Raw genomic sequence first — 17746 nt, 5'->3', positions numbered from 1 at the left:
CGTTGTCTCGCTGTTTTTTTTGGGGGGGGGGGTGCCTCTATGCTTTTCGTCAAGCGGCTTGGGAGGATTTCTCCTCGTAGAGGGTGCCGTTTCTGAGCATTGAGTAGATGACGTCGCAGCGGCGCCGTGCGAGGCAGATAACAGCGGCGTTGTGCTTCTTTCGCTGGTCCCGTTTCTTTTGGTAGTAGGCCTTCGAGGCGGGGTGGTGGCAGCTGGCGATCCAGGCGGGTCTGAATAGGGCGTTCTTGAGTTGCTTGTTGCCGGAGCGGGCAGGGAATTCACCGCGGATCGAGGTGCCTGAGCGTCGTGTTACCGGGGCGATGCCTGCGTAGGCCGCGAGGTGTTCGGCTGAGGTGAAGTTGCCGGCATCGCCGATGGTCAGGAGTATCGTCGCTGCGGTCTTGATGCGGACTCCCGGCATGGACATCAAGACCTGGGAAAGAGGGAAGTCATCGAGGAGCTTTTCGACTTCTTCGGCCACGATGGCGCGTTGGTGTTTGAGTTCTTTGATTTGCGCCGCGACACGGGGGATGACCAGTTCGACGGCTTCGGTGCCGATGACGGTGACAGTCTGCTCGCCCAGGGCCGCGAAGATCGCGTCGACCAGGTTTACCGGGTCCTTGCGGCTGTGGTTCCTGGTCCAGCGCAGCACGTTGGACCGGCCTGCGGCGCGCAAGCCGGTGGGTCCGGAGTACTTGATCAACAGCTCCAGGACCAGGGCGCGGGTCAGTACTGTTCCCGGGAAGACCCGCTTCAAGGCGGGGAAAATCTGCAGCGGCAGGGACCGCAGACGGTTGATTGCCCTGGTGCACTCATGGGTCAGGTCAGCGTCGCCGGATAATGCTGGGACAACGGCATGGCTGAATCGTTCTTCTCGGCCCTGAAGAACGAGCGCGTGTACCGGACTGTTTACGCGACTAAATCACAGGCCCGGAGCGATGTCATTCGCTATATCGAGGGGTTTTACAACAGCCGGCGCCGTCACTCCGCGCTTGGTTACGGGCGGCCCAACGAAGTCCACAGGCAGTTATCAACTGCCAGCCTTGGCAGCGTAGAAGATTCCGCTCATTCCGCTGTCCGAAATCCCCGCGGCAGCTCAGTGTGCGGGTGTTGGCTTCATGGTGAAACCTTTCGTCTGCGCTGCCGTGGTGATCTGTGGCGGGTGCGTGTCAGTGGTGTTCGACCCAGCAGGCCAGGATGGTGGTGGAGAGCTGGTAGGCCAGGGCGTTCCGGGTGATGCTCTCCGGTCCCAACGTCGCCGGCAGGCCGGAAGCATCCACTTGGAGAACGAAGCTGTCCTTCTGGAACACGGCTGACCCGTCAGCGGTTTCGTAGGCCGGGAACCCGAGGTTGGCGAGGCCTTCGATGGGCTTGGCGTCCTTCGCCAGGGCCTGCATGGCATCGAAGTACGTGAGTGCCGATGCCTGATCCTTCGCTTCCCTGACGGAGATCTCCAAGGCACCCTCGGTGAGGTGGTACGTGCAGGTGAAGGTGCTGTCGGCCCAGTTATGGGCCGTGTGCGGTTTCGAGTCCAGATCGAGGATGGAGGTGAGCCTGTCCATCGGCTGGTCTCCGCACACCATCAGGGCAGCATCACTGGGACCTTGGGCTTGGGCCGCGCCCTGGGAGGAGGAGCCGTGGCTGTGGCCGCCGGCGTGCCCTGATTCGGCGGCAGCTGAGGATGGCGAGGGAACGACTGCGGAGGTGCCCGGCCCAACGGATCCGGCGGCCGCTGCGCAGCCGGAGAGCAGCAGCGAGCCGATGGCCAGGGCAGCCAGGGCGTGCTTTCGGTGTTTCATGTCCAGTCCATTCGCGCCGTTTGCCGCTTCCGGTAGGAGCGGGACTTCCGTGGTTTAAACCTTGAGTTTTGCGTAGATGACGTAGTTGTCATCGAAGAGCCTGGTGGCGGGGTCGTAACCGTCGCACGTGATGAGCCGGAGCTCAGCTCCCGGGGTGTTGCCGTAGACCTCGAGGGTGGGGAAGTTGTTTTTGCTGTACTGCGCGCCGTAGTCGACGGTGAACACCGCCGTGGTGCCGTCGGCCCGGGCGACGTTGATATCGGTCCCCGGCGTGAGTTTGCGGAGGTCAGCGAAAACTCCGGTAGCACCGCCGAGTGCGTTGACATGGCCGAGCATCACGGAGGGCCCGCGTTCCCCGGGGGTCGGGGAGCCGTTGTACCAGCCGGCGGGCGCGCCGCTGCCGGTGGGAGGTACATCCAGGGAGCCGTTCTCACGGAGCCCAAGTTTCAGGAGGTCGGTTTGCAAGCCGATGGCCGGGATTTCCAGTGTCACCGGCTCGGACCGGGTCAGCACCGCGGGAGCGGCCACTGCTGGCGCGGCAGCCGGACTCGATGGGGGAGTTGGCGCTACGGCGGAACTGGGTGCGGCGGTGGTGGCCGCCGCGGAGGGTGAGGCGGAAGCTGAAGGTGGGGAGCCGGCGTCGGGCGTTCCGTTGTTTCCTGCACCGCAGCCGGCCAGGGTCAGCAGGAGCAGAACCCCGGCCGCCATGGCGACACGGGGCCCCCCGTGACGACCGGGATTCTTGGTTTTCACAGTAATGATCCGGTCAGCCGGTGCTTAGGCCGCTGAACCGGCGGTGCGACGGCGGACCACGTAGGCTCCGCCTGCGAGGGCGATCAGGGCGAGCCCGCCGCCGACGGCGAGGGCGCCGGTGTCGGTGCCGGTTTCCTGGGTGACGCCGGTGTCAGCGCCGCCGACCGGCATGGTCATCTGGCCCGCCTTCAGGGTCCCGCACAGTGCCGGGGAGGTGGCGGCCAGCGGAAGGGTCGGTGCAAGGTCGCTCTTGGCGGCCTGCCCTGCCGCGCTGAGGGTGGCTGGGTCCAGGCCGTGGACGACCACCACAGCAGTGCCGGCTTCCAGGGCCGCCTTGGTCTCGGCATTGAGTTCGAACGTACGGTCAACGGTGTAAGACGCGCCCTGGCCGCCAACCTTCAGGTCAAGACCAGCTGCGGGGCTCGTGTCACCGCTCGTGGACAAGGTGGTAACGATTCCGCCGTAGAACGGGGCGCCTTCGGTAGTGGAGATGACCTTGTCGCCGTCCTTATCCGCTGAAGGTGCCGGGCAGGTGCCCTTGGCTCCGCCGTGGATGTGCTGAACGTGCGGGTACGGGGCGTCCATGAAGGTTGCAGGCATACCCGAAACCTTCAGTACGGCGTGTGCCTGGTTGCCCGTGACATCGACCGTGATGGTGCCGACGCCCGTGCTGCCGTTGACCTGGGCCAAAGTGGACTGGTAGGAGTGGTCCGCTGCCATCGCGGGAGAACCGGACACCGCGAGGGCGGCGAGGGCCAGGGTGGGGACCGCCAAAAGGCGAAGGGTCTTCTTCATTGAATAAATCTCCTCATACAGGCGCGTGTCAATGTTTGCACCCCGGAGAGGGGCCAGTGGTACTTCGGATCACTACGGGGAACGGATGGGTGACAACGTGGCCTATCCCACACTTTCTTGTGGCATGCCCCGGCGGAAGAGTTCCAGGCGCTTATCCGAGCCTCGTGACGGGAAATTGCGGTACGAGTTTCGGAACATTTAACAAGAAACATCGATAAACGGCAGGGGCTGGAGTACATGATTTTCATCTGTTGCGATCCCACAGCGGCGGAATATGTGGCCGCCGAAGACAACATTGTCGAAGGTGGGGCCGAGCCGGAAGCGCATCGCGTTGCACGTTACGGTGACAGGCTGCGTCCTGTCGAAGACGCTACAACCATCGCAGCACGCGTGGGCGAAGTCGTCGACTCCGATGGGCCATTCGCCGAGACCAAGAAATGGATCGCCGGCTATGACGTCATCGCTTGTGCCGATCTTGATGAAGCGACAAGGGAGGGTCCAACCACGCCATGGCCCGGTTCGGCAAGATCGAGATCTGGTCCGCGTGGCCCCTCGGGGAGTAGCCCGGTGGCCGGCTCGAAGATCGAGGCAGGGATGTCAGTGTGCTGCTGCCAGGGCCGCGGGAAGCTCGGTCAGCGCGCTGACTGTGAATTCAGGAGCCTGAAAGTAGTCGGGGTAGGTTCCCGCAGCCCTGTTCAACCATGCCGTTCGCAGACCCGCGCGGGCGGCGCCGTGGATGTCCCACGGATGGACGGCGACCAGAACCATGTCAGCGGGGTCGGCCCCGCAGGCGGCGGCGGCATATTCGTAGGCTGCCCGTGCGGGCTTCCAGCCGGCCGCGTCGTCGACCGAGAGCAGCGACTGAAACTCGTCACGGATTCCGGCGTCGCTGAGCAGCTTCCCGGCGATCCCGGCAGAGCCGTTGCTGAGTGTGATGAGCCGGAACCCGGCAGCGGCGAGCGCCCTAATTCCATCCGGAACGTCTTGATGTGCGCTCAGGCCCGTCATGCCGCCCATGACATGCTCGACGGCTACCTCAAGTGGCCGGTTGAGCCTCACCCCGGTGAGAAGTCCCCGGAGTGCCTCGGCCCCGATGGCGGCGAAGGATCCATTGTCCCCGCTGGCCGTGAGGGCGAAGCCGTCGCGCAACAGGGTAGCGAACCAGAGTTTTGCCAGTTCAGCCGGCGCACCGATGTCGCTAAAGCGTTCGCCCATGGGGGACATGTCGGAGAGAGTTTCGTTGACGTCAAAGACGATTACTGGCATGGCGCTGGTCATGGAATCTCCTTGTTTCAGTATGCATACTCTTCTCCCCAGTCTCCCCCCTTCCTTGCGTGGGGGAGTCCCGCCGGTTCTACATGAGCTTAAGAAAGTGCCAAACGGGACTTCTGTGGAAGTGGTACAAGACGAACATTCCTGTTGCTGATGACCTGTTCGATGATCATCTGGGGATTCTGAAAGGAGGGGCATAGTGGCGAAGTCCATGGAGGAACTACTGGCCAAGCGTTCGGTTGACCGGCCAGCTGTGAATGCCCACAAGAAGCGCATGGTCGATGAGGTCCGGGCCTACCGGCTTTGGGGGCTCCGTGAGGCGTCAGAGCTGACGCAGGTCGAGCTGGCCGGGCGCCTGCATGTCAGCCAGAACAGGGTGTCCCGCATCGAGCACGGTGACATTGATCGTGCCCAGGTCGATACTTTGCGAAAATACGTCGAGGCGCTCGGCGGCCGGCTTCGTGTCGAGCTCGGCGACGAACGAATCCAGATCGCCTGACGAAGCGACTCGGAGCGATCCGCAACCGCAGCCGTCTTGCCCACACAGCGAGGTCTAAAGGTGGGAAAAAGGGGTGTGCACAATGTGCACACCCTGGGCGTCGGATCGGGCCGTACTGGTTCCGGACTCGGCCGGATTGGTGATGTTTTCGGGGGAGTGGCTCATTTTCAGGGGCTGGAACCCGGTTCGAGTCCCACCTCGGGCACAGTGTTTCCGCAGGTCAGGGGCCTTTTTTCGTATTTCTTCGTGTGGACACTCTCGCCTCTGATCTGATGTTCCGGGTGTGTGGTGTCCCGGAATGCCTATTCGGTTGTGTGGGGGAGCGGCTCTCTACGACGGACCGGGTGCCGCCCTGTGGGGCCGCTTATGTGAGTTCATCCTTGTTCATCCTTCCTTTGGGTTTCGCGTTCACCACTTCATGGCGGCTAGGGCCGCGTACAACATGATTTGCTGATTACATTTCTTTATCGACCCCGGGTTGCGGCCGGTCCGGATTTTCCGTTCTGATACCTGTTCATGCAGGGATGCAAGGGGAACGGCATGAAATGGCAACTGACCCGGAGCCGATCATGAGCTCGCTGAGCCTGGCCAGTCGATAGGCGGGGCCGGCTTCGAGGGAGAGTTGTGGGAATTTGCTATGGGCGAGCACCGGACCGCTATGGATCAGGGCATCCAGTTTGAACATTGAGTCTTTCAGGGAGGCTGCGTCGGCCGTCATTTCCGGCGTGATGCCGTGTACCTGGTGGCTTATTGTCGAAGGGTTCCTTGCCTGTGTTCGGGCGGACCAGCCTGGACTCCGTGCCAGCAATCGGGCCGTCACGCACGGTGGTCATGCCCACAGCGCAGGGAGGCGCGGTCAAAGTTGGCTGGCTGGTCGTGGCCGCCGGCGCCGATCACGTTATCAATTACCGGGAAACCCACGCGGCCGAAGAGATCCGCCGGATCGCTCCCAACGGCGTCGACCAGATCGTGGAGGTGGCACCCGCGCAGAACGCGGAACTCGACCTGGCGGTGATCCGCAACCGCGGCTCCGTCGCGGTCTACGCCAACAACGGCGGCGATCAGATGAGCCTGGACGTGCGCAGACATTTCAGCCTCAACGTCCGCTACCAGTTCGTGCTGCTCTACACCGTTGGCATGGCGGCAGTGCATGCCGCCGCCGAGGACATCAATGCGGCCATCGCCGACGCCGCCCTTCCGGTGGGAGAGGCCGCAGGCCTGCCGCTGCATCGCTTTGACCTGTCTGACACGGCCGCGGCCCACACGGCGGTGGAAGAGAGCATCGTCGGCAAGGTGCTGATCGACGGGTCAGCGGGCTAACCGATAACGCTTCGGGAACCTCGCGGGGATCATCACGCCGTGCAGCCTCGGGACTGAGCCGGCTGCCGGTCCGGACTGCGGACCGGCAGCCCGGTTTAGAACGCGTCTGCCTCCGAATTGAGGTCCCGGCCCCGGGTTTCAGGAGCGAACAACCCGGCCGCCCATCCGATCGCGGCATAGCTCATGAGGATGCCGGCCACCGGAACCCAGCCGGGACCTGTCGCCACGACGATGGCGGCGGCCAGGATGGGTCCCAGACCGCCGGAAAGCGCGGAGCCGACTTCCTTGACCGTGGTCATGAAGGAGAAGCGGCGCTTGGATCCGAACATCTCCACCAACCAGGTTGATTCCACACCGTACATGTTGGGGAGCGGACCGCCGAGGAAGATGACGAAGACGAGGGCTACCAGCAGGGGGTTCCGGGTTTCAATCATCAGCATCGCAGGAACGATGAAGACGAACTGAAAGCCGGAGAGCCACAGCCAGACCTTGCGCCGGCCGAACCGGTCGGTGAGCTTGCCGGTCAGCAGAACTGTGGCGATGCCCAGGATCGAGCCGAGCGTCACGCCGGTCGTGACCAAGTTTGCGTCTATTTTCACCACGGACACGGTCCAGCCGATGAGGAAGCCCTTGACGAGGTAGACCGAGCCGTTCTCACCGAGTTTGATACCTAGGGAGACGAGGAACGATTTTTTGGCGTCGGCCGCGTCACGCCAGACACTCTGCTGCCTGGCCTCGGCGCGGGCTTCCGCGCGCCGCGCCTTGACCGCCTCGAAGACAGGCGATTCGCTGATGCTGCGCCGCAGATAAAGTGCCACCAGGGTGGTGACCACGCTCAGTAGGAAGGGAATACGCCAACCCCAGGCGAGGAAGTCCTCCTTCGGCAATTGCGAGAGCAGCAGCCACAGTCCGCTGGCCAGAAGTACCCCCGTAGAGGTCCCCAGTGCCACCACTGCGCCGTAAAAACCGCGCCGGCCCACGGGGGCGGATTCCACCAGCAGCAGCGAGGCGCCGGACAATTCGGCTCCCGCACCGAAGCCCTGGATGAGCCGCAACAACACGAGGAGGATGGGGGCCCCTACGCCGATCTGGGCGAAGGTGGGCAACAGGCCCATCCCCAGGGTGGCGATCCCCATCATCCCGACAGTGATGACCAGGACGGATTTCCGGCCGTATTTGTCCCCAAGATAGCCGAAGTAGATTCCGCCTAGGGGCCGGACGAGGAACCCCGAGCCGTAAGCTGCGAAGCTGGCCAGCAGTGCCATTGCCGGGTCTGTGTTGGGGAAGAAGAGCGGTCCGAAGACCAGCGCCGCTGCCAGTGTGTAGAGCGTGAAGTCCATGTACTCCAGGGCAGAGCCCAGCCAGGACGAGATTGAGGTGCGGCGCAGTTCGGCCGGCGACACCTCCGGATGGAGCGCCGTGCGCTGTGGGGCCGCCTCGGCGTATTTCAGGTTTCGGTTTTCAGTGACCACGGAGTTTCTCCCTCGTGACGAGCCTGCAGGCAGGCTCGGCCGTAACGTCGTTGTTCGGATGATTGTGCAAGGTCGTGGGGGATCCCGTTTAGCTCCGGAGCAGTGAGACAGTCTCCGCGATGCAGGCTGGTTTTTCGGAGCCTTCCAGCTCGATCAGGTGGTGGAACTGCAACTGCCGGCCGTTGGCCGTGTCGGTCACCGAGGCCAGTGTCAGCCTGTCCCTTATTCGCGAGTTAACTCTGGCGGGCGCCGGGAACCTGACCCTATTCAGGCCGTAGTTGATGATCATCGCCGCCCCGTGGACCCGGTAGACCTGGCCGGCCAGGTACGGCAGCATTGACAGGCTGAGATAGCCGTGGGCCACTGTGGCGCCGAACGGCCCGGCGGCGGCCCGCCAAGGATCGGTGTGGATCCACTGCTGGTCCAGGGTGGCATCGGCAAAGGCTTGGATCTGAGTTTGGTCCAGGGTGTGCCAGCCGCTCACCCCGATTTCCTGCCCTATCATGCTTGCCAGCTCGGCGGCGTCTTCGAACAGCCTCATTTAAACCCTTTCCAGCAGCATGGCGACGCCCTGGCCCAGGCCGACGCACATTGTGGCCAGGCCGCGGGTGGCGTTTTCGCGTTCCATCCGGCCCAACAGTGTGACGACGATCCGTGATCCGGAGGAGCCCAGCGGATGTCCGAGGGCAATTGCGCCGCCGTCGCTGTTGACGGTGCCGGCATCCATCCCGAGCAGCCGCATGCAGGCCAGTGACTGCGCGGCGAAGGCCTCGTTAAGTTCGACGGCGCCGACGTCGTCCAGGCTCCAGCCTGCCTTGGCGAGCGCCTTCCGGGTGGCCGGGACCGGGCCGATTCCCATCACTTCCGGGGCGACGCCAGCGGCCTGGCTTGTGACGATGCGCGCCCGCGGCGTCAGGCCATAGCGTGCCACGGCCTCGCCGCTGGCGACCACCACTGCGGAGGCGCCGTCGTTGAGGGAACTGGAGTTGCCCGCGGTGACGAGCCCGCCCGGCTTCACGATCGGCCGGAGGCTGGCCAAGGCCTCGGCGGTTGACCCGCGGCGGGGCCCCTCGTCGGTGTCCACGAGCGATACTTCCCCGCGCCGGCCGGTGACCGGAACGGGGACGATTTCGTCGCGGAAGCGGCCCGCGGCGATCGCTGCCACGGCGAGTTCGTGCGAGCGCAGCGCGAAGTTGTCCGCGTCGGCGCGGGAGATCCCTTCGCGGCTGGCCACTTCTTCAGCGGTTTCGGGCATCGAGAACCGGGCGTTGGTGTTCATCCGCGGGTTTACGAACCGCGCACCGATCGAGGTGTCCGCCAGTTCCCCTGGTTTGGCGAAGGGCGTCTCCGGCTTGGCTAGGACCCAGGGCGCCCGAGTCATGGACTCGACACCGCCGGCAACCACAAGGTCGGCGTCGCCGTTGCGCACCGACTGCGCCGCCATGCTGATGGCTGTGAGACCCGAGGCGCACAGCCGGTTGACCGTGACAGCGGGGACTGCGTCGGGCAGCCCGGCCAGCAGCACTGCCATCCTGGCAATGTTCCGGTTGTCCTCCCCGGCCTGGTTCACGCAGCCCAGGATGACCTCGTCAAGGCTGGCCGGATCGATGCCGGCCCTGGCGACGGCGGCCTGCAGCACCAGCGCGGCCAGGTCGTCGGGTCGAACCGTGGCGAGTGTGCCCCCGTGACGGCCCACCGGGGTGCGGACGCCGCCGACCAGGAATGCCTCGGGCATCAGCGGGCCCCTCCGTTGATGTAAAGCGTCTGGCCTGAGACGTAGGAGGAATCGTCGCTGGCAAAGAAGGCCACTGCGGCGGCCACTTCCTCCGGCTGGCCCACCCTGCCCAGCGGGGTGCGGGCCGCCACCGCCTCCTGGTGTTCGGCCGGGCTGCTGCCCACGCGTTCGGCCGTTGCCGCGGTCATCGAGGTGGCGATATAGCCGGGGGCCACGGCGTTGACAGTGATGTTGAACTGGCCGAGTTCGATGGCGAGCGTCGCCGTCAGGCCCTGGATGCCGGCCTTCGCGGCGGCATAGTTGGCTTGGCCGCGGTTGCCCAGCGCGCTGCGGCTGCTTAGTGAGACGATTTTTCCGTACTTCGCCGGGACCATGTACCGCTGGGCAGCACGGGAGCAGAGGTAGGCACTCGTGAGGTTTGTGGTCAGGACCGAGTCCCAGTCCGACCGGTCCATCTTGAAGAACAGGTTGTCGCGGGTGATGCCCGCGTTGTTGACGAGGATGTCCAGCCGACCGAACTCCCGGTGAATTTCGTCGAAGACGAGGTCCACGGCCGCCTCATCCGTGACGTCGCAGGCGGCAGCGACGGCTTTACCGCCGGCGGCGAGCACGTGCGGGTGATCCGAGATCCGCTGCGCGGTTTCCTTAGCGCCGTCTTCGTTGAGGTCCAGGATGACGACAGTGGCGCCTCCGGTGGCCAGCTTCAGTGCGGTGGCGGCGCCGATTCCCTGTGCACCGCCGGTGACGGCTGCTACCCGGTTGGTGAAATTGCTCATGGTGTTTCCTTTGCTTGCGTGGGATTTGACGGAGCCTGTGTGGCGCTTGCCGGGGCCGGGATCTAGCTGAAGGCGGAGAGGCCGGTGATCTCGCGGCCGACCAGTAGGGACTGGATGGAGTCGGTGCCCTCGTAGGTCGAGACGACCTCCATGTCGGTCATGTGCCGGGCGACGTGATTCTCCAGCAGCACGCCGTTGCCACCGAGCATGTCCCGCGCCTCGGAACAGATCCACCGGGCCTTCTGGGCCGTGTGCATCTTGGCCAGCGAGGCCATGGGCCCGGTCATCCGGCCGTCCTCGGCCAGGACCGCCAGCCGGAAGCAGATCAGCTGCATGGCCGTCAGCTCGGCGAGCATGTTGGCTAGCTTGTTCTGCACGAGCTGGAAACTGCCGATCGGTTTGCCGAACTGCTGCCGGGTCTTCGCGTAGTCCACCGCGATCTCGTAGGCTGCCATGGCGTGGCCGAGGGATTCCCAGGCCGCTCCGCTGCGGGTGGACGTCAGGACGCGGGTGACGTCCTTGAACGAGTGGCAGCCGGTGAGCCGGTTCTGCGCTGGCACCCTGAGGTTGTCGAGGGTGATGTCCGGCTGGAGGATCGCCCGCTTGCCGATCTTGCCGGTGATGACCTCGGTGGAGTACCCGTCAGGGTAGCTGCCGTCGTCGTTGCGCTCCATTACGAAGGCCTTGACCTTGGCGTCCGCTTCGTCGCGTGCGAAGAGGATGACGACGTCGGCCATGCTGGCGTTGCCAATCCAGCGCTTGCGCCCGTTAATGATGTAGCTGTCGCCGTCCCGCCGCGCGCTGGTCTCCAGGGCCACGGAATCGGACCCGTGTTCAGGTTCGGTGAGGGCGAAGGCACCGATCTTGTCCAGCGTCGCCATCGCGGGGAGCCAGCGCTGCTTTTGTTCCTCGCCGCCAAGCATGTTGATGGTTCCCATCGCCAGGCCAGACTGGACCCCGAGGAAAGTGTTGACGGAACCGTCGCCGCGGGAGACTTCTGCAGCGACGATCCCGGCGGCAAGCCTGCTCAGCCCGGGGCAGCCGTACCCTGTGATAGTGGTTCCCACGATGCCGAGGGCGGCGAGTTTGGGGATCAGCTCGAAGGGGAACTCGGCCCGTTCCCAGTAGCCGTTGATGACGGGCAGCAGGTCTTTGTCGACGAAGCTGCGGACCTTCAGCCGGAGGGCCCGGTCCTCAGCGGTGAGGAAGTCGTCCATAAGGTAGAAGTCGGTGCCTTGTTCGGGCATTTGCGGTGTCATTGGGTCAGCTCCAGGGGTGTGTGATCGGGGATCCGCGTTTCACGGGGTTCCGTGCCTGTCTGCGGGGGCTGGTATTGGGCGAGCCAGCGCCGCTCTCGTTCCGCCAAGGGCCGGGCCTTGCCGGTCTCCGGCCAAACTGAAACAAGCACAGTCCGGCCGTGCACGGCGACTGCGCCGTTCTGGGCGCCGGTGAATTCGAGGCTGAAGGAGCTGGTGCCGATTGTGCTGACCGTGAGTTCAACGTCAAGGTCTTGGCCGTGGTGGATCGGCCGCCGATAGTTCAATTCGAGGGCAGCCACCACCGTGGGGGTCGCTTCGGCCGGGCGGATTCCCGGCATCGTTGCCCGCCACTTGATCCTCGACTCCTCCAGGAGCGTCACGACGGCGGCGTGATTGACGTGTCCGTTAAGGTCTTGGTCCGACCACCGCGGGGAGACGCGGGTCCGGTACGCCTCAGGCATGAGCCAGCGCTGTCTGGCGCGACAGCCAAGTTCGAACCAGCTCAGCGCTTTCGTTGAGTTCCGGTGGCGCGAGCGCGTAGTCCACCGGGGTGCGAGAGTACTCGACGGGATGTCGCACGGTTGGAATCTTTCGGGTCCCGGCGCCAGCCAGCACCACCGGTTGCAGACCCAGCTGTTCGGCGAAATCAACCCCGCCACGTACGTCCTGGATCGGCGCACACGGCAGCCCTGCCGCGGAGAGCTCACGGAACCACTGCGCCGCGGACTGTGTGGCGAGCCGGGCGTGGAGGATGTCGCGTAGCTCGTCCCGGTGGGCGTTGCGCTTCAGTGTCTTGGCGAACTTAGGGTCCCGGGCCACCTCAGGGATCGCCAGTGCCCCGCACAGCCGGACGAACTGGGCATCATTGCCCGTGGCGATGATGATCATGCCGTCGCTGGTCTGCATCGGCGCATACGGATACATGCTTGGGTGCTCGTTACCCATACGGGTCGGCACTACACCGCCGATCACGTAGGCCGCGGACTGGTTCACCATTCCGGACAAAGCCGAGGTCAGGAGGTTCAGCTCCACCAGCTGGCCCTCGCCGGTCTGGTCCTTGTGGTGCAGTGCCCCCAAAATGCCGATGGCCGCGTGTAAGCCGGTAATAACGTCAAACAGGGCGATGCCGGCCCGGTACGGCTGCGTGTCATGGTCTCCGGTCAGGCTCATCATTCCCGAGGCGGCCTGTACGAGCAGGTCATAACCCGGGATATGCGCGCCGGCGCCGGTGCCGAACCCGGTGATTGAGGCGTAGATGATGTCCGGCTTCAGCTCCGCGGCGGCGGCATAGTCCAGGCCTAGCCGCGCCATGTTGCCGGGTTTGAAATTCTCGATCATGACGTCCGCGGAGCGGACCAGGGAACGCGCCACATCCAGGTCCTCCGGGTCTTTCAGATCAAGGGCGATGGAATGCTTGTTGCGGTTCACGGCGAGGAAAAATGTCGCCGCGCCGTCCCGGACCGGGGGCATGTACGTGCGGGTGTCGTCGCCGTCGGGGCCCTCGACCTTGATCACGGTGGCGCCCATATCAGCCAAGAGCATGGTGGCGTATGGGCCAGCCAGCACCCGGCTGAAATCCGCGATGACGACACCGGCAAGGGGCCCGGTGCTTGTCCGCCCCAGGACTTCAATGCCCCGCCGGTCTCGGCCTTCGGCGGGACGGTTGCGTCCGCCGGCAGCCCGTTCGTTGCTCGGGTGTGTCATGTAATTCCTCCGATGTGTGGTCTGCATCACCACCCTCGCAGTCGGATTGATTCGCGTCCAATACGCACTTGGTGACGGATTGATACCCCTCCGGCATCAATGGCTGCCCCGTCCTGTCGAGTATCTTGGGCCTATGAACAATGACGTTTACCTGAGTGGGAGCTGACCAGACTTGGAAATACAGCAGATCCGGGCCTTCCTGGCGGTGGCTGAGGAGCTGCACTTCGGCAGGGCCGCGCTCCGGCTCCACATGGCCCAACCGCCGCTGAGCCGGTCCATCCAGCGCTTGGAACACGAACTCAAGGCACCCCTCTTTGTGCGGAGCACCCGGACGGTGCAGTTGACAGCAGAAGGGCAGGCGCTGCTGGCGCCGGCACGTGAGATCCTGGAGGCCTGCCGCCGCTCAAGCCTCGCGGTAGCCTCGGTGGGTCGCGGTGAAACCGGGCGCGTGCGGGTCGCTTTCGCCGGTGTCTCCTCGCATGTGATGGTGGGCAAGCTCGCCAAACGGGTCCGGGAGACGCACCCCGGGATCGATTTCGAGCTGTCCAGCTCCAACTTTGCCCTGCCGGCCATGGACAAGGTCATAAGCGGCGCCATGGAAGTCGGCCTGGGTCGCTGGAACTTCATTCCCGCCGTCCTGGATTCCCGGATCGTGGCCAACGAGCGGCTCGTGGTGGCCTTATACGAAGATCATCCCCTGAGCGGTCGCCATTCGCTGCGAATGGCCGATCTCGCAAAGCAGCCATTCGTCACCTTGCCCGAGAATCCGGGAGCAATCCTCCATGACCACCTCCGGAGGCTGTCCAGCGCCGCCGGCTACGCTGCGGAGATCGTACAGGTGGCGCCGGATTCGCAGACACTCATGGCACTTGTGGCCGCCGAAATCGGCGTTGCCTTGACGGTGTCCTCCGTGCCGGAGAATTTCAGCCACCCGGGGGTCGTCTTTCTCCCGCTGGACGACCCGGCCGACGTCATCCAATTGCGGCTGGTCTGGCGGAAAGACAACTTCAGCCCAGCACTGCGCGAGGTCCTTCGGCTCTCGGAAGAAGTCCTGCCGTCACCCGCCGGGGGCGTTCATTGATACGCCCAAGGCATCAGCGAGTGCCGGATTGGGTATTGGATCTGGCGCCATCAGGCTGGCACAGTGGTCGGAGATCGTCGGCGGAGACAGCTAGCCCCCGCCGCCAACCAGCCGCACGACATGCCAGGAGAATGAAACATGACCGTAACCGCACCCGCCCTGGTCCTCGACGACGTGCTCAACCTGGACAGCCTGCTGAGCCCGGATGAGCTGGAATTGCGCAGCGCTGTCCGGGACTTCGTAAACGAACGCATTCGCCCTAACATCGGCTCTTGGTACGAGGACGCCCACTTCCCGCTGGAGCTCGTACCCGAACTCGGAGAGCTGGGAGTCCTCGGGATGCATTTGAAGGGCTACGGCTGCCCGGGCCGCAGCGCCGTCGAATACGGTCTCGCCGCCATGGAACTGGAGGCTGGCGATTCCGGGCTCCGGACATTCGTCAGCGTTCAGGGCTCCCTGGCCATGAGCGCCATCCACAAGTGGGGGTCCGAGGAGCAGAAGAATGAGCACCTGCCAGCGATGGCCCGGGGTGAAAAGATCGGCTGCTTTGGATTGACCGAACCTACCGCTGGCTCCGATCCGTCCAGCATGGCGACCTTCGCGGAACCTGACGGCAACGGCGGCTGGATCGTCAATGGCGCGAAACGCTGGATCGGGCTTGCCTCCGTGGCCCAGATCGCGGTCATCTGGGCCAACACCAGTGAGGGCGTCCGCGGGTTCATTGTGCCCACTGACACGCCCGGTTTCACCGCGGCCCCCATTGGCTCAAAGCTATCCATGAGGGCCTCGATTCAATGCGACATCACCCTGGACGATGTCCGGTTGCCGGCCACGGTACTGCTCCCTGGCGCGCGCGGACTCAGTGGCCCCTTTGCCTGCCTCAATGAAGCCCGCTATGGGATTATCTGGGGCGCCATGGGCGCGGCCCGGGATTCCTACGAAGCCGCCCTCGAGTATTCCAAGGAGCGGTTGCAGTTCGGCAAGCCCCTCGCCGGCTATCAGATCACCCAGGAGAAGTTGGTGAACATGTTGCTGGAAATTCAGAAGGGCACGCTCCTGGCCTTGCACACCGGACGCCTGAAGGACGCGGGGGCGCTGGAGCCGGTGCAGATTTCCGTGGGGAAGCTCAACAACGTCCGCGAGGCCATCGACATTTGCCGCGAAGCCCGCACCATCCTGGGCGGCAACGGCATCACCCTGGACTACTCACCGCTGCGCCACGCCAACAACCTCGAATCCGTGCGCACCTACGAAGGCACTGACGAGGTCCATACCCTCATCCTTGGCCAGCGCATCACGGGCATCTCCGCGTTCCGCCAAGGGTGACGGCCGCCGCAACGGCTTACGTCTTCCTTGGGCTCCGCCTCCTCGGACGGTTTCCGTCCCTCAAGGTGTTCCAGGTGTGGATGGATTCCACAAGGTCCACGAAATGATCGGTGTTGTCCATGGCCCGGACAAGGTGCAGGATCCCGTCATTGCGAGCAATAAAAGCGACGTCTAGGTCAACGGCGCGGTGCGCAGAACGCGCACTGCCCGTGCTCGAAGATCGGCGGCCGAATGTCGATCGGCCCCGCGCCACCATCGAATCTCTGCGGGCCTGGGAACGTGACGAGACTCCAATGAACGATTGTCGTACGGCTGCCATTGAAGCCCATGCGGCGGCTCCCGATGCGATCGAAGCGGGCGTGCCGGATGCTGTGGAGGCCGTGCGTGCTGCCCATCAGGCTGCAGCAGTCGCCGACATGTTTGAGCGTTCACGGCACGAGGTCCCATACGCTGCAGAAGCCATCAAACTTAGCGGGACAGGGGACGCCGATCGCAAAGCGGAACGCAAATGGCAAGGTGAGCGGGGTCGCTTGGGGGTGTCGGGCGTCGCTTCGCCGTTGGTGGTGCGTTCTCATCGTTGAGGGCTGGCCTGCCGGTTGGTCATGCAGGTTGCTGTTCGCTTCCCCATGAATTCTTCGGAAAGGAGGAACCCGCCGCCATGATGTTCGTCGATTTCCAGCGTGAGGGTGTGCATAATGTGCACACCCTGGGCTTCGGATCGGGTCGTATATCGGTTGGGCTGGGCCGGATTGGCGATGTTTGCGGGGGAGAGGCGAATTCGCAAGGCCCGGAGTCCGGTTCGAGTCCCACCTCGGGCACGTGTTTTCCCTGTTCAGGGGCTTTTTAGTGTTTTTTCGTGTGCACATTGTGCACACTCTCGCCTCTGACCTGATGTTCCGGGTGTGTGGGGTCCCGGATAGACCTATTTGGTTGTGTGGGGGAGTGGCGGACTACGGCGGACAGGGTACCGCCCCAGGGAGTCTCTCCTGGGTGCTCGTCCTCGTTCGTCCTTCCGTCGGGTTTTCACGTTCAGTACTTCATGGTGGGCAAAGCCGCGAACAACATGACTTGCTGATGACTCTGTATATCGACCTTGGGGTTTCGACTGGTCCGGATTTTCCGCTCTGATAACAGTTCATGCAGGACTGCGAGGGGGAACGGCATGACGTTGCCACTGATCCGGAGCTGATCATGAGCTTGCTGAGCCTGGCCAGTCGGCAGGCGGGGCCGGCGTCGGGGGCGAGTTGTTGGAGTTGGTGCGACGCGCTGCCATCGCCTTCCCAAAGGTTAACCCGCCGCCGCAGCCATCATTTTTCCCGTCACCGCCGCATCCGGCTTCTGGGTATCCGGCATCGCTGTCCTCGCTGTTTTGACGGTGTGAGCTGGCCACGTTGCCCTTAATCAAAACCCGACGATCCCTGCCTCCGCCGGCGTCAACGCATGCTGGATGAGCAGCACGGCGACGACCCAGACCGGATCTTTGCCGAGTGCCTGTGCGTCGACCGGCTGCTGCACCACGCGCACTCCTGAAAAACCTCAGGAGAATCGATCCGCCTCAGCCAGGCACTGGCCGGAAAAGGAGTCACGCCAATGAGCTAACCCCACATCCCAACATGGCCAACGCCGCCGAACACCCGGGCACTTTTGCTGGCCGTCCATGGGCACAAACTATTGGCCATTGACACAAGAGCTGCGCCCCGCTCCTTGACCAATCTCCGCTGGGTGGGATCAGATCAGGATGCTGCATGAGTATTTGAGGCTTTGAGCACCACCCAATCGTGCGGTTCAGCACCACCGATCGTGCGGGAGAGCGCCAGTGGTGGTGTGGCTGGGAGCCACTGACGCCCTCCGGCATCTGCCACAGCCAGAACTCGAAATCCCGCGGTTCACCGCAAATTTCTCCCGTTCCCCCGCGGGCCCCCGCCATTCCGGGGATCCGGCCCCGCGTGGGTGCA

17 protein-coding genes and 2 pseudogenes are annotated in these 17746 nt (G+C 64.1%); 7 read left to right on the top strand and 12 right to left on the bottom strand.

The window, feature by feature from the left end; genetic code table 11:
- Positions 1-49 precede the first annotated feature (49 nt).
- Entirely contained in the window at positions 50-757 is a 708-nt protein-coding gene (locus tag BJQ90_RS14805; protein ID WP_226761003.1) for a transposase, read from the bottom strand.
- Positions 758-841: 84 nt separating this feature from the next.
- Here BJQ90_RS14805 and BJQ90_RS14800 point away from each other — a divergent pair.
- A pseudogene (locus BJQ90_RS14800) lies at positions 842-1042 on the top strand (integrase core domain-containing protein); the annotation flags it as partial.
- A 127-nt stretch (positions 1043-1169) separates the two neighbouring features.
- Here the strand turns inward: BJQ90_RS14800 and BJQ90_RS14795 are convergent.
- The 3 genes from BJQ90_RS14795 to BJQ90_RS14785 form a co-directional block, all read right to left on the bottom strand.
- Complete coding sequence (locus tag BJQ90_RS14795; protein WP_226761002.1) at positions 1170-1799, bottom strand: hypothetical protein; 630 nt, start codon at positions 1797-1799, stop codon at positions 1170-1172.
- 54 nt (positions 1800-1853) lie between these two features.
- The gene (locus BJQ90_RS14790) at positions 1854-2507 is read right to left on the bottom strand and encodes a class F sortase (RefSeq protein ID WP_226761001.1); all 654 of its coding nucleotides are present in this window, start codon (positions 2505-2507) and stop codon (positions 1854-1856) included.
- A gap of 69 nt (positions 2508-2576) precedes the next feature.
- A complete protein-coding gene (locus tag BJQ90_RS14785) occupies positions 2577-3347 on the bottom strand; it encodes a hypothetical protein (RefSeq protein WP_226761000.1) in 771 nt (256 codons plus the stop codon).
- Positions 3348-3584: 237 nt separating this feature from the next.
- Here BJQ90_RS14785 and BJQ90_RS14780 point away from each other — a divergent pair.
- Positions 3585-3776, top strand: a pseudogene (locus BJQ90_RS14780) (hypothetical protein); the annotation flags it as partial.
- A 168-nt stretch (positions 3777-3944) separates the two neighbouring features.
- Here BJQ90_RS14780 and BJQ90_RS14775 read toward each other — a convergent pair.
- Positions 3945-4625, bottom strand: a complete 681-nt coding sequence (locus BJQ90_RS14775; RefSeq protein ID WP_226760999.1) for a haloacid dehalogenase type II — start codon at positions 4623-4625, stop codon at positions 3945-3947.
- A gap of 193 nt (positions 4626-4818) precedes the next feature.
- Here BJQ90_RS14775 and BJQ90_RS14770 point away from each other — a divergent pair, with 193 nt between their 5' ends.
- Both BJQ90_RS14770 and BJQ90_RS14765 read left to right on the top strand, forming a co-directional pair.
- A complete protein-coding gene (locus tag BJQ90_RS14770) occupies positions 4819-5118 on the top strand; it encodes a helix-turn-helix domain-containing protein (protein ID WP_226760998.1) in 300 nt (99 codons plus the stop codon).
- Between the two features lie 798 nt (positions 5119-5916).
- Positions 5917-6438 (top strand): zinc-binding dehydrogenase, encoded by a 522-nt coding sequence (locus tag BJQ90_RS14765; RefSeq protein ID WP_226760997.1) that lies wholly within the window; start codon positions 5917-5919, stop codon positions 6436-6438.
- Positions 6439-6533: 95 nt separating this feature from the next.
- Here the strand turns inward: BJQ90_RS14765 and BJQ90_RS14760 are convergent, their stop codons facing one another.
- From BJQ90_RS14760 to BJQ90_RS14730, 7 genes are all read right to left on the bottom strand, one after another.
- Positions 6534-7910 carry an MFS transporter gene (locus BJQ90_RS14760; protein ID WP_226760996.1) on the bottom strand — a complete coding sequence of 459 codons (1377 nt, stop codon included), beginning with the start codon at positions 7908-7910 and terminating at the stop codon, positions 6534-6536.
- An 88-nt stretch (positions 7911-7998) separates the two neighbouring features.
- Entirely contained in the window at positions 7999-8451 is a 453-nt protein-coding gene (locus tag BJQ90_RS14755) for a MaoC family dehydratase (RefSeq protein WP_226760995.1), read from the bottom strand.
- Entirely contained in the window at positions 8452-9645 is a 1194-nt protein-coding gene (locus BJQ90_RS14750) for a thiolase family protein (protein WP_226760994.1), read from the bottom strand.
- On the bottom strand, positions 9645-10421 hold the full coding sequence (gene fabG / locus BJQ90_RS14745; RefSeq protein ID WP_226760993.1) for a 3-oxoacyl-ACP reductase FabG: 777 nt from the start codon (positions 10419-10421) through the stop codon (positions 9645-9647). Before fabG ends, BJQ90_RS14750 begins: the two co-directional genes overlap by 1 nt.
- Before the next feature lie 62 nt (positions 10422-10483).
- Positions 10484-11680, bottom strand: coding sequence for an acyl-CoA dehydrogenase family protein (locus BJQ90_RS14740; protein WP_226760992.1), 1197 nt, complete (start codon positions 11678-11680; stop codon positions 10484-10486).
- A complete protein-coding gene (locus BJQ90_RS14735) occupies positions 11677-12141 on the bottom strand; it encodes an acyl-CoA thioesterase (RefSeq protein WP_226760991.1) in 465 nt (154 codons plus the stop codon). Before BJQ90_RS14735 ends, BJQ90_RS14740 begins: the two co-directional genes overlap by 4 nt.
- Entirely contained in the window at positions 12134-13384 is a 1251-nt protein-coding gene (locus BJQ90_RS14730) for a CaiB/BaiF CoA transferase family protein (protein ID WP_226760990.1), read from the bottom strand. Before BJQ90_RS14730 ends, BJQ90_RS14735 begins: the two co-directional genes overlap by 8 nt.
- 172 nt (positions 13385-13556) lie before the next feature.
- Here BJQ90_RS14730 and BJQ90_RS14725 point away from each other — a divergent pair, with 172 nt between their 5' ends.
- The 3 genes from BJQ90_RS14725 (at position 13557) to BJQ90_RS14715 (ending at position 16372) form a co-directional block, all read left to right on the top strand.
- The gene (locus BJQ90_RS14725) at positions 13557-14465 is read left to right on the top strand and encodes a LysR substrate-binding domain-containing protein (protein ID WP_226760989.1); all 909 of its coding nucleotides are present in this window, start codon (positions 13557-13559) and stop codon (positions 14463-14465) included.
- 138 nt (positions 14466-14603) lie between these two features.
- A complete protein-coding gene (locus BJQ90_RS14720; RefSeq protein ID WP_226760988.1) occupies positions 14604-15791 on the top strand; it encodes an acyl-CoA dehydrogenase family protein in 1188 nt (395 codons plus the stop codon).
- Between the two features lie 149 nt (positions 15792-15940).
- On the top strand, positions 15941-16372 hold the full coding sequence (locus tag BJQ90_RS14715; protein ID WP_413463692.1) for a putative immunity protein: 432 nt from the start codon (positions 15941-15943) through the stop codon (positions 16370-16372).
- Positions 16373-17746 lie beyond the last annotated feature (1374 nt).

Source organism: Arthrobacter sp. SO3 (genome assembly GCF_020532825.1).
Classification (GTDB): domain Bacteria; phylum Actinomycetota; class Actinomycetes; order Actinomycetales; family Micrococcaceae; genus Arthrobacter.
This window is presented reverse-complemented; position numbering and strand designations above follow the sequence as displayed.

Coding starts and splice junctions, on each gene's coding strand:
- BJQ90_RS14795 (WP_226761002.1), bottom strand. CDS start 1,799: ATGAAACACCGAAAGCACGCCCTGGCTGCCCTGGCCATCGGCTCGCTG.
- BJQ90_RS14790 (WP_226761001.1), bottom strand. CDS start 2,507: ATGGCGGCCGGGGTTCTGCTCCTGCTGACCCTGGCCGGCTGCGGTGCA.
- BJQ90_RS14785 (WP_226761000.1), bottom strand. CDS start 3,347: ATGAAGAAGACCCTTCGCCTTTTGGCGGTCCCCACCCTGGCCCTCGCC.
- BJQ90_RS14775 (WP_226760999.1), bottom strand. CDS start 4,625: ATGACCAGCGCCATGCCAGTAATCGTCTTTGACGTCAACGAAACTCTC.
- BJQ90_RS14755 (WP_226760995.1), bottom strand. CDS start 8,451: ATGAGGCTGTTCGAAGACGCCGCCGAGCTGGCAAGCATGATAGGGCAG.
- BJQ90_RS14750 (WP_226760994.1), bottom strand. CDS start 9,645: ATGCCCGAGGCATTCCTGGTCGGCGGCGTCCGCACCCCGGTGGGCCGT.
- fabG (WP_226760993.1), bottom strand. CDS start 10,421: ATGAGCAATTTCACCAACCGGGTAGCAGCCGTCACCGGCGGTGCACAG.
- BJQ90_RS14740 (WP_226760992.1), bottom strand. CDS start 11,680: ATGACACCGCAAATGCCCGAACAAGGCACCGACTTCTACCTTATGGAC.
- BJQ90_RS14735 (WP_226760991.1), bottom strand. CDS start 12,141: ATGCCTGAGGCGTACCGGACCCGCGTCTCCCCGCGGTGGTCGGACCAA.
- BJQ90_RS14730 (WP_226760990.1), bottom strand. CDS start 13,384: ATGACACACCCGAGCAACGAACGGGCTGCCGGCGGACGCAACCGTCCC.
- BJQ90_RS14720 (WP_226760988.1), top strand. CDS start 14,604: ATGACCGTAACCGCACCCGCCCTGGTCCTCGACGACGTGCTCAACCTG.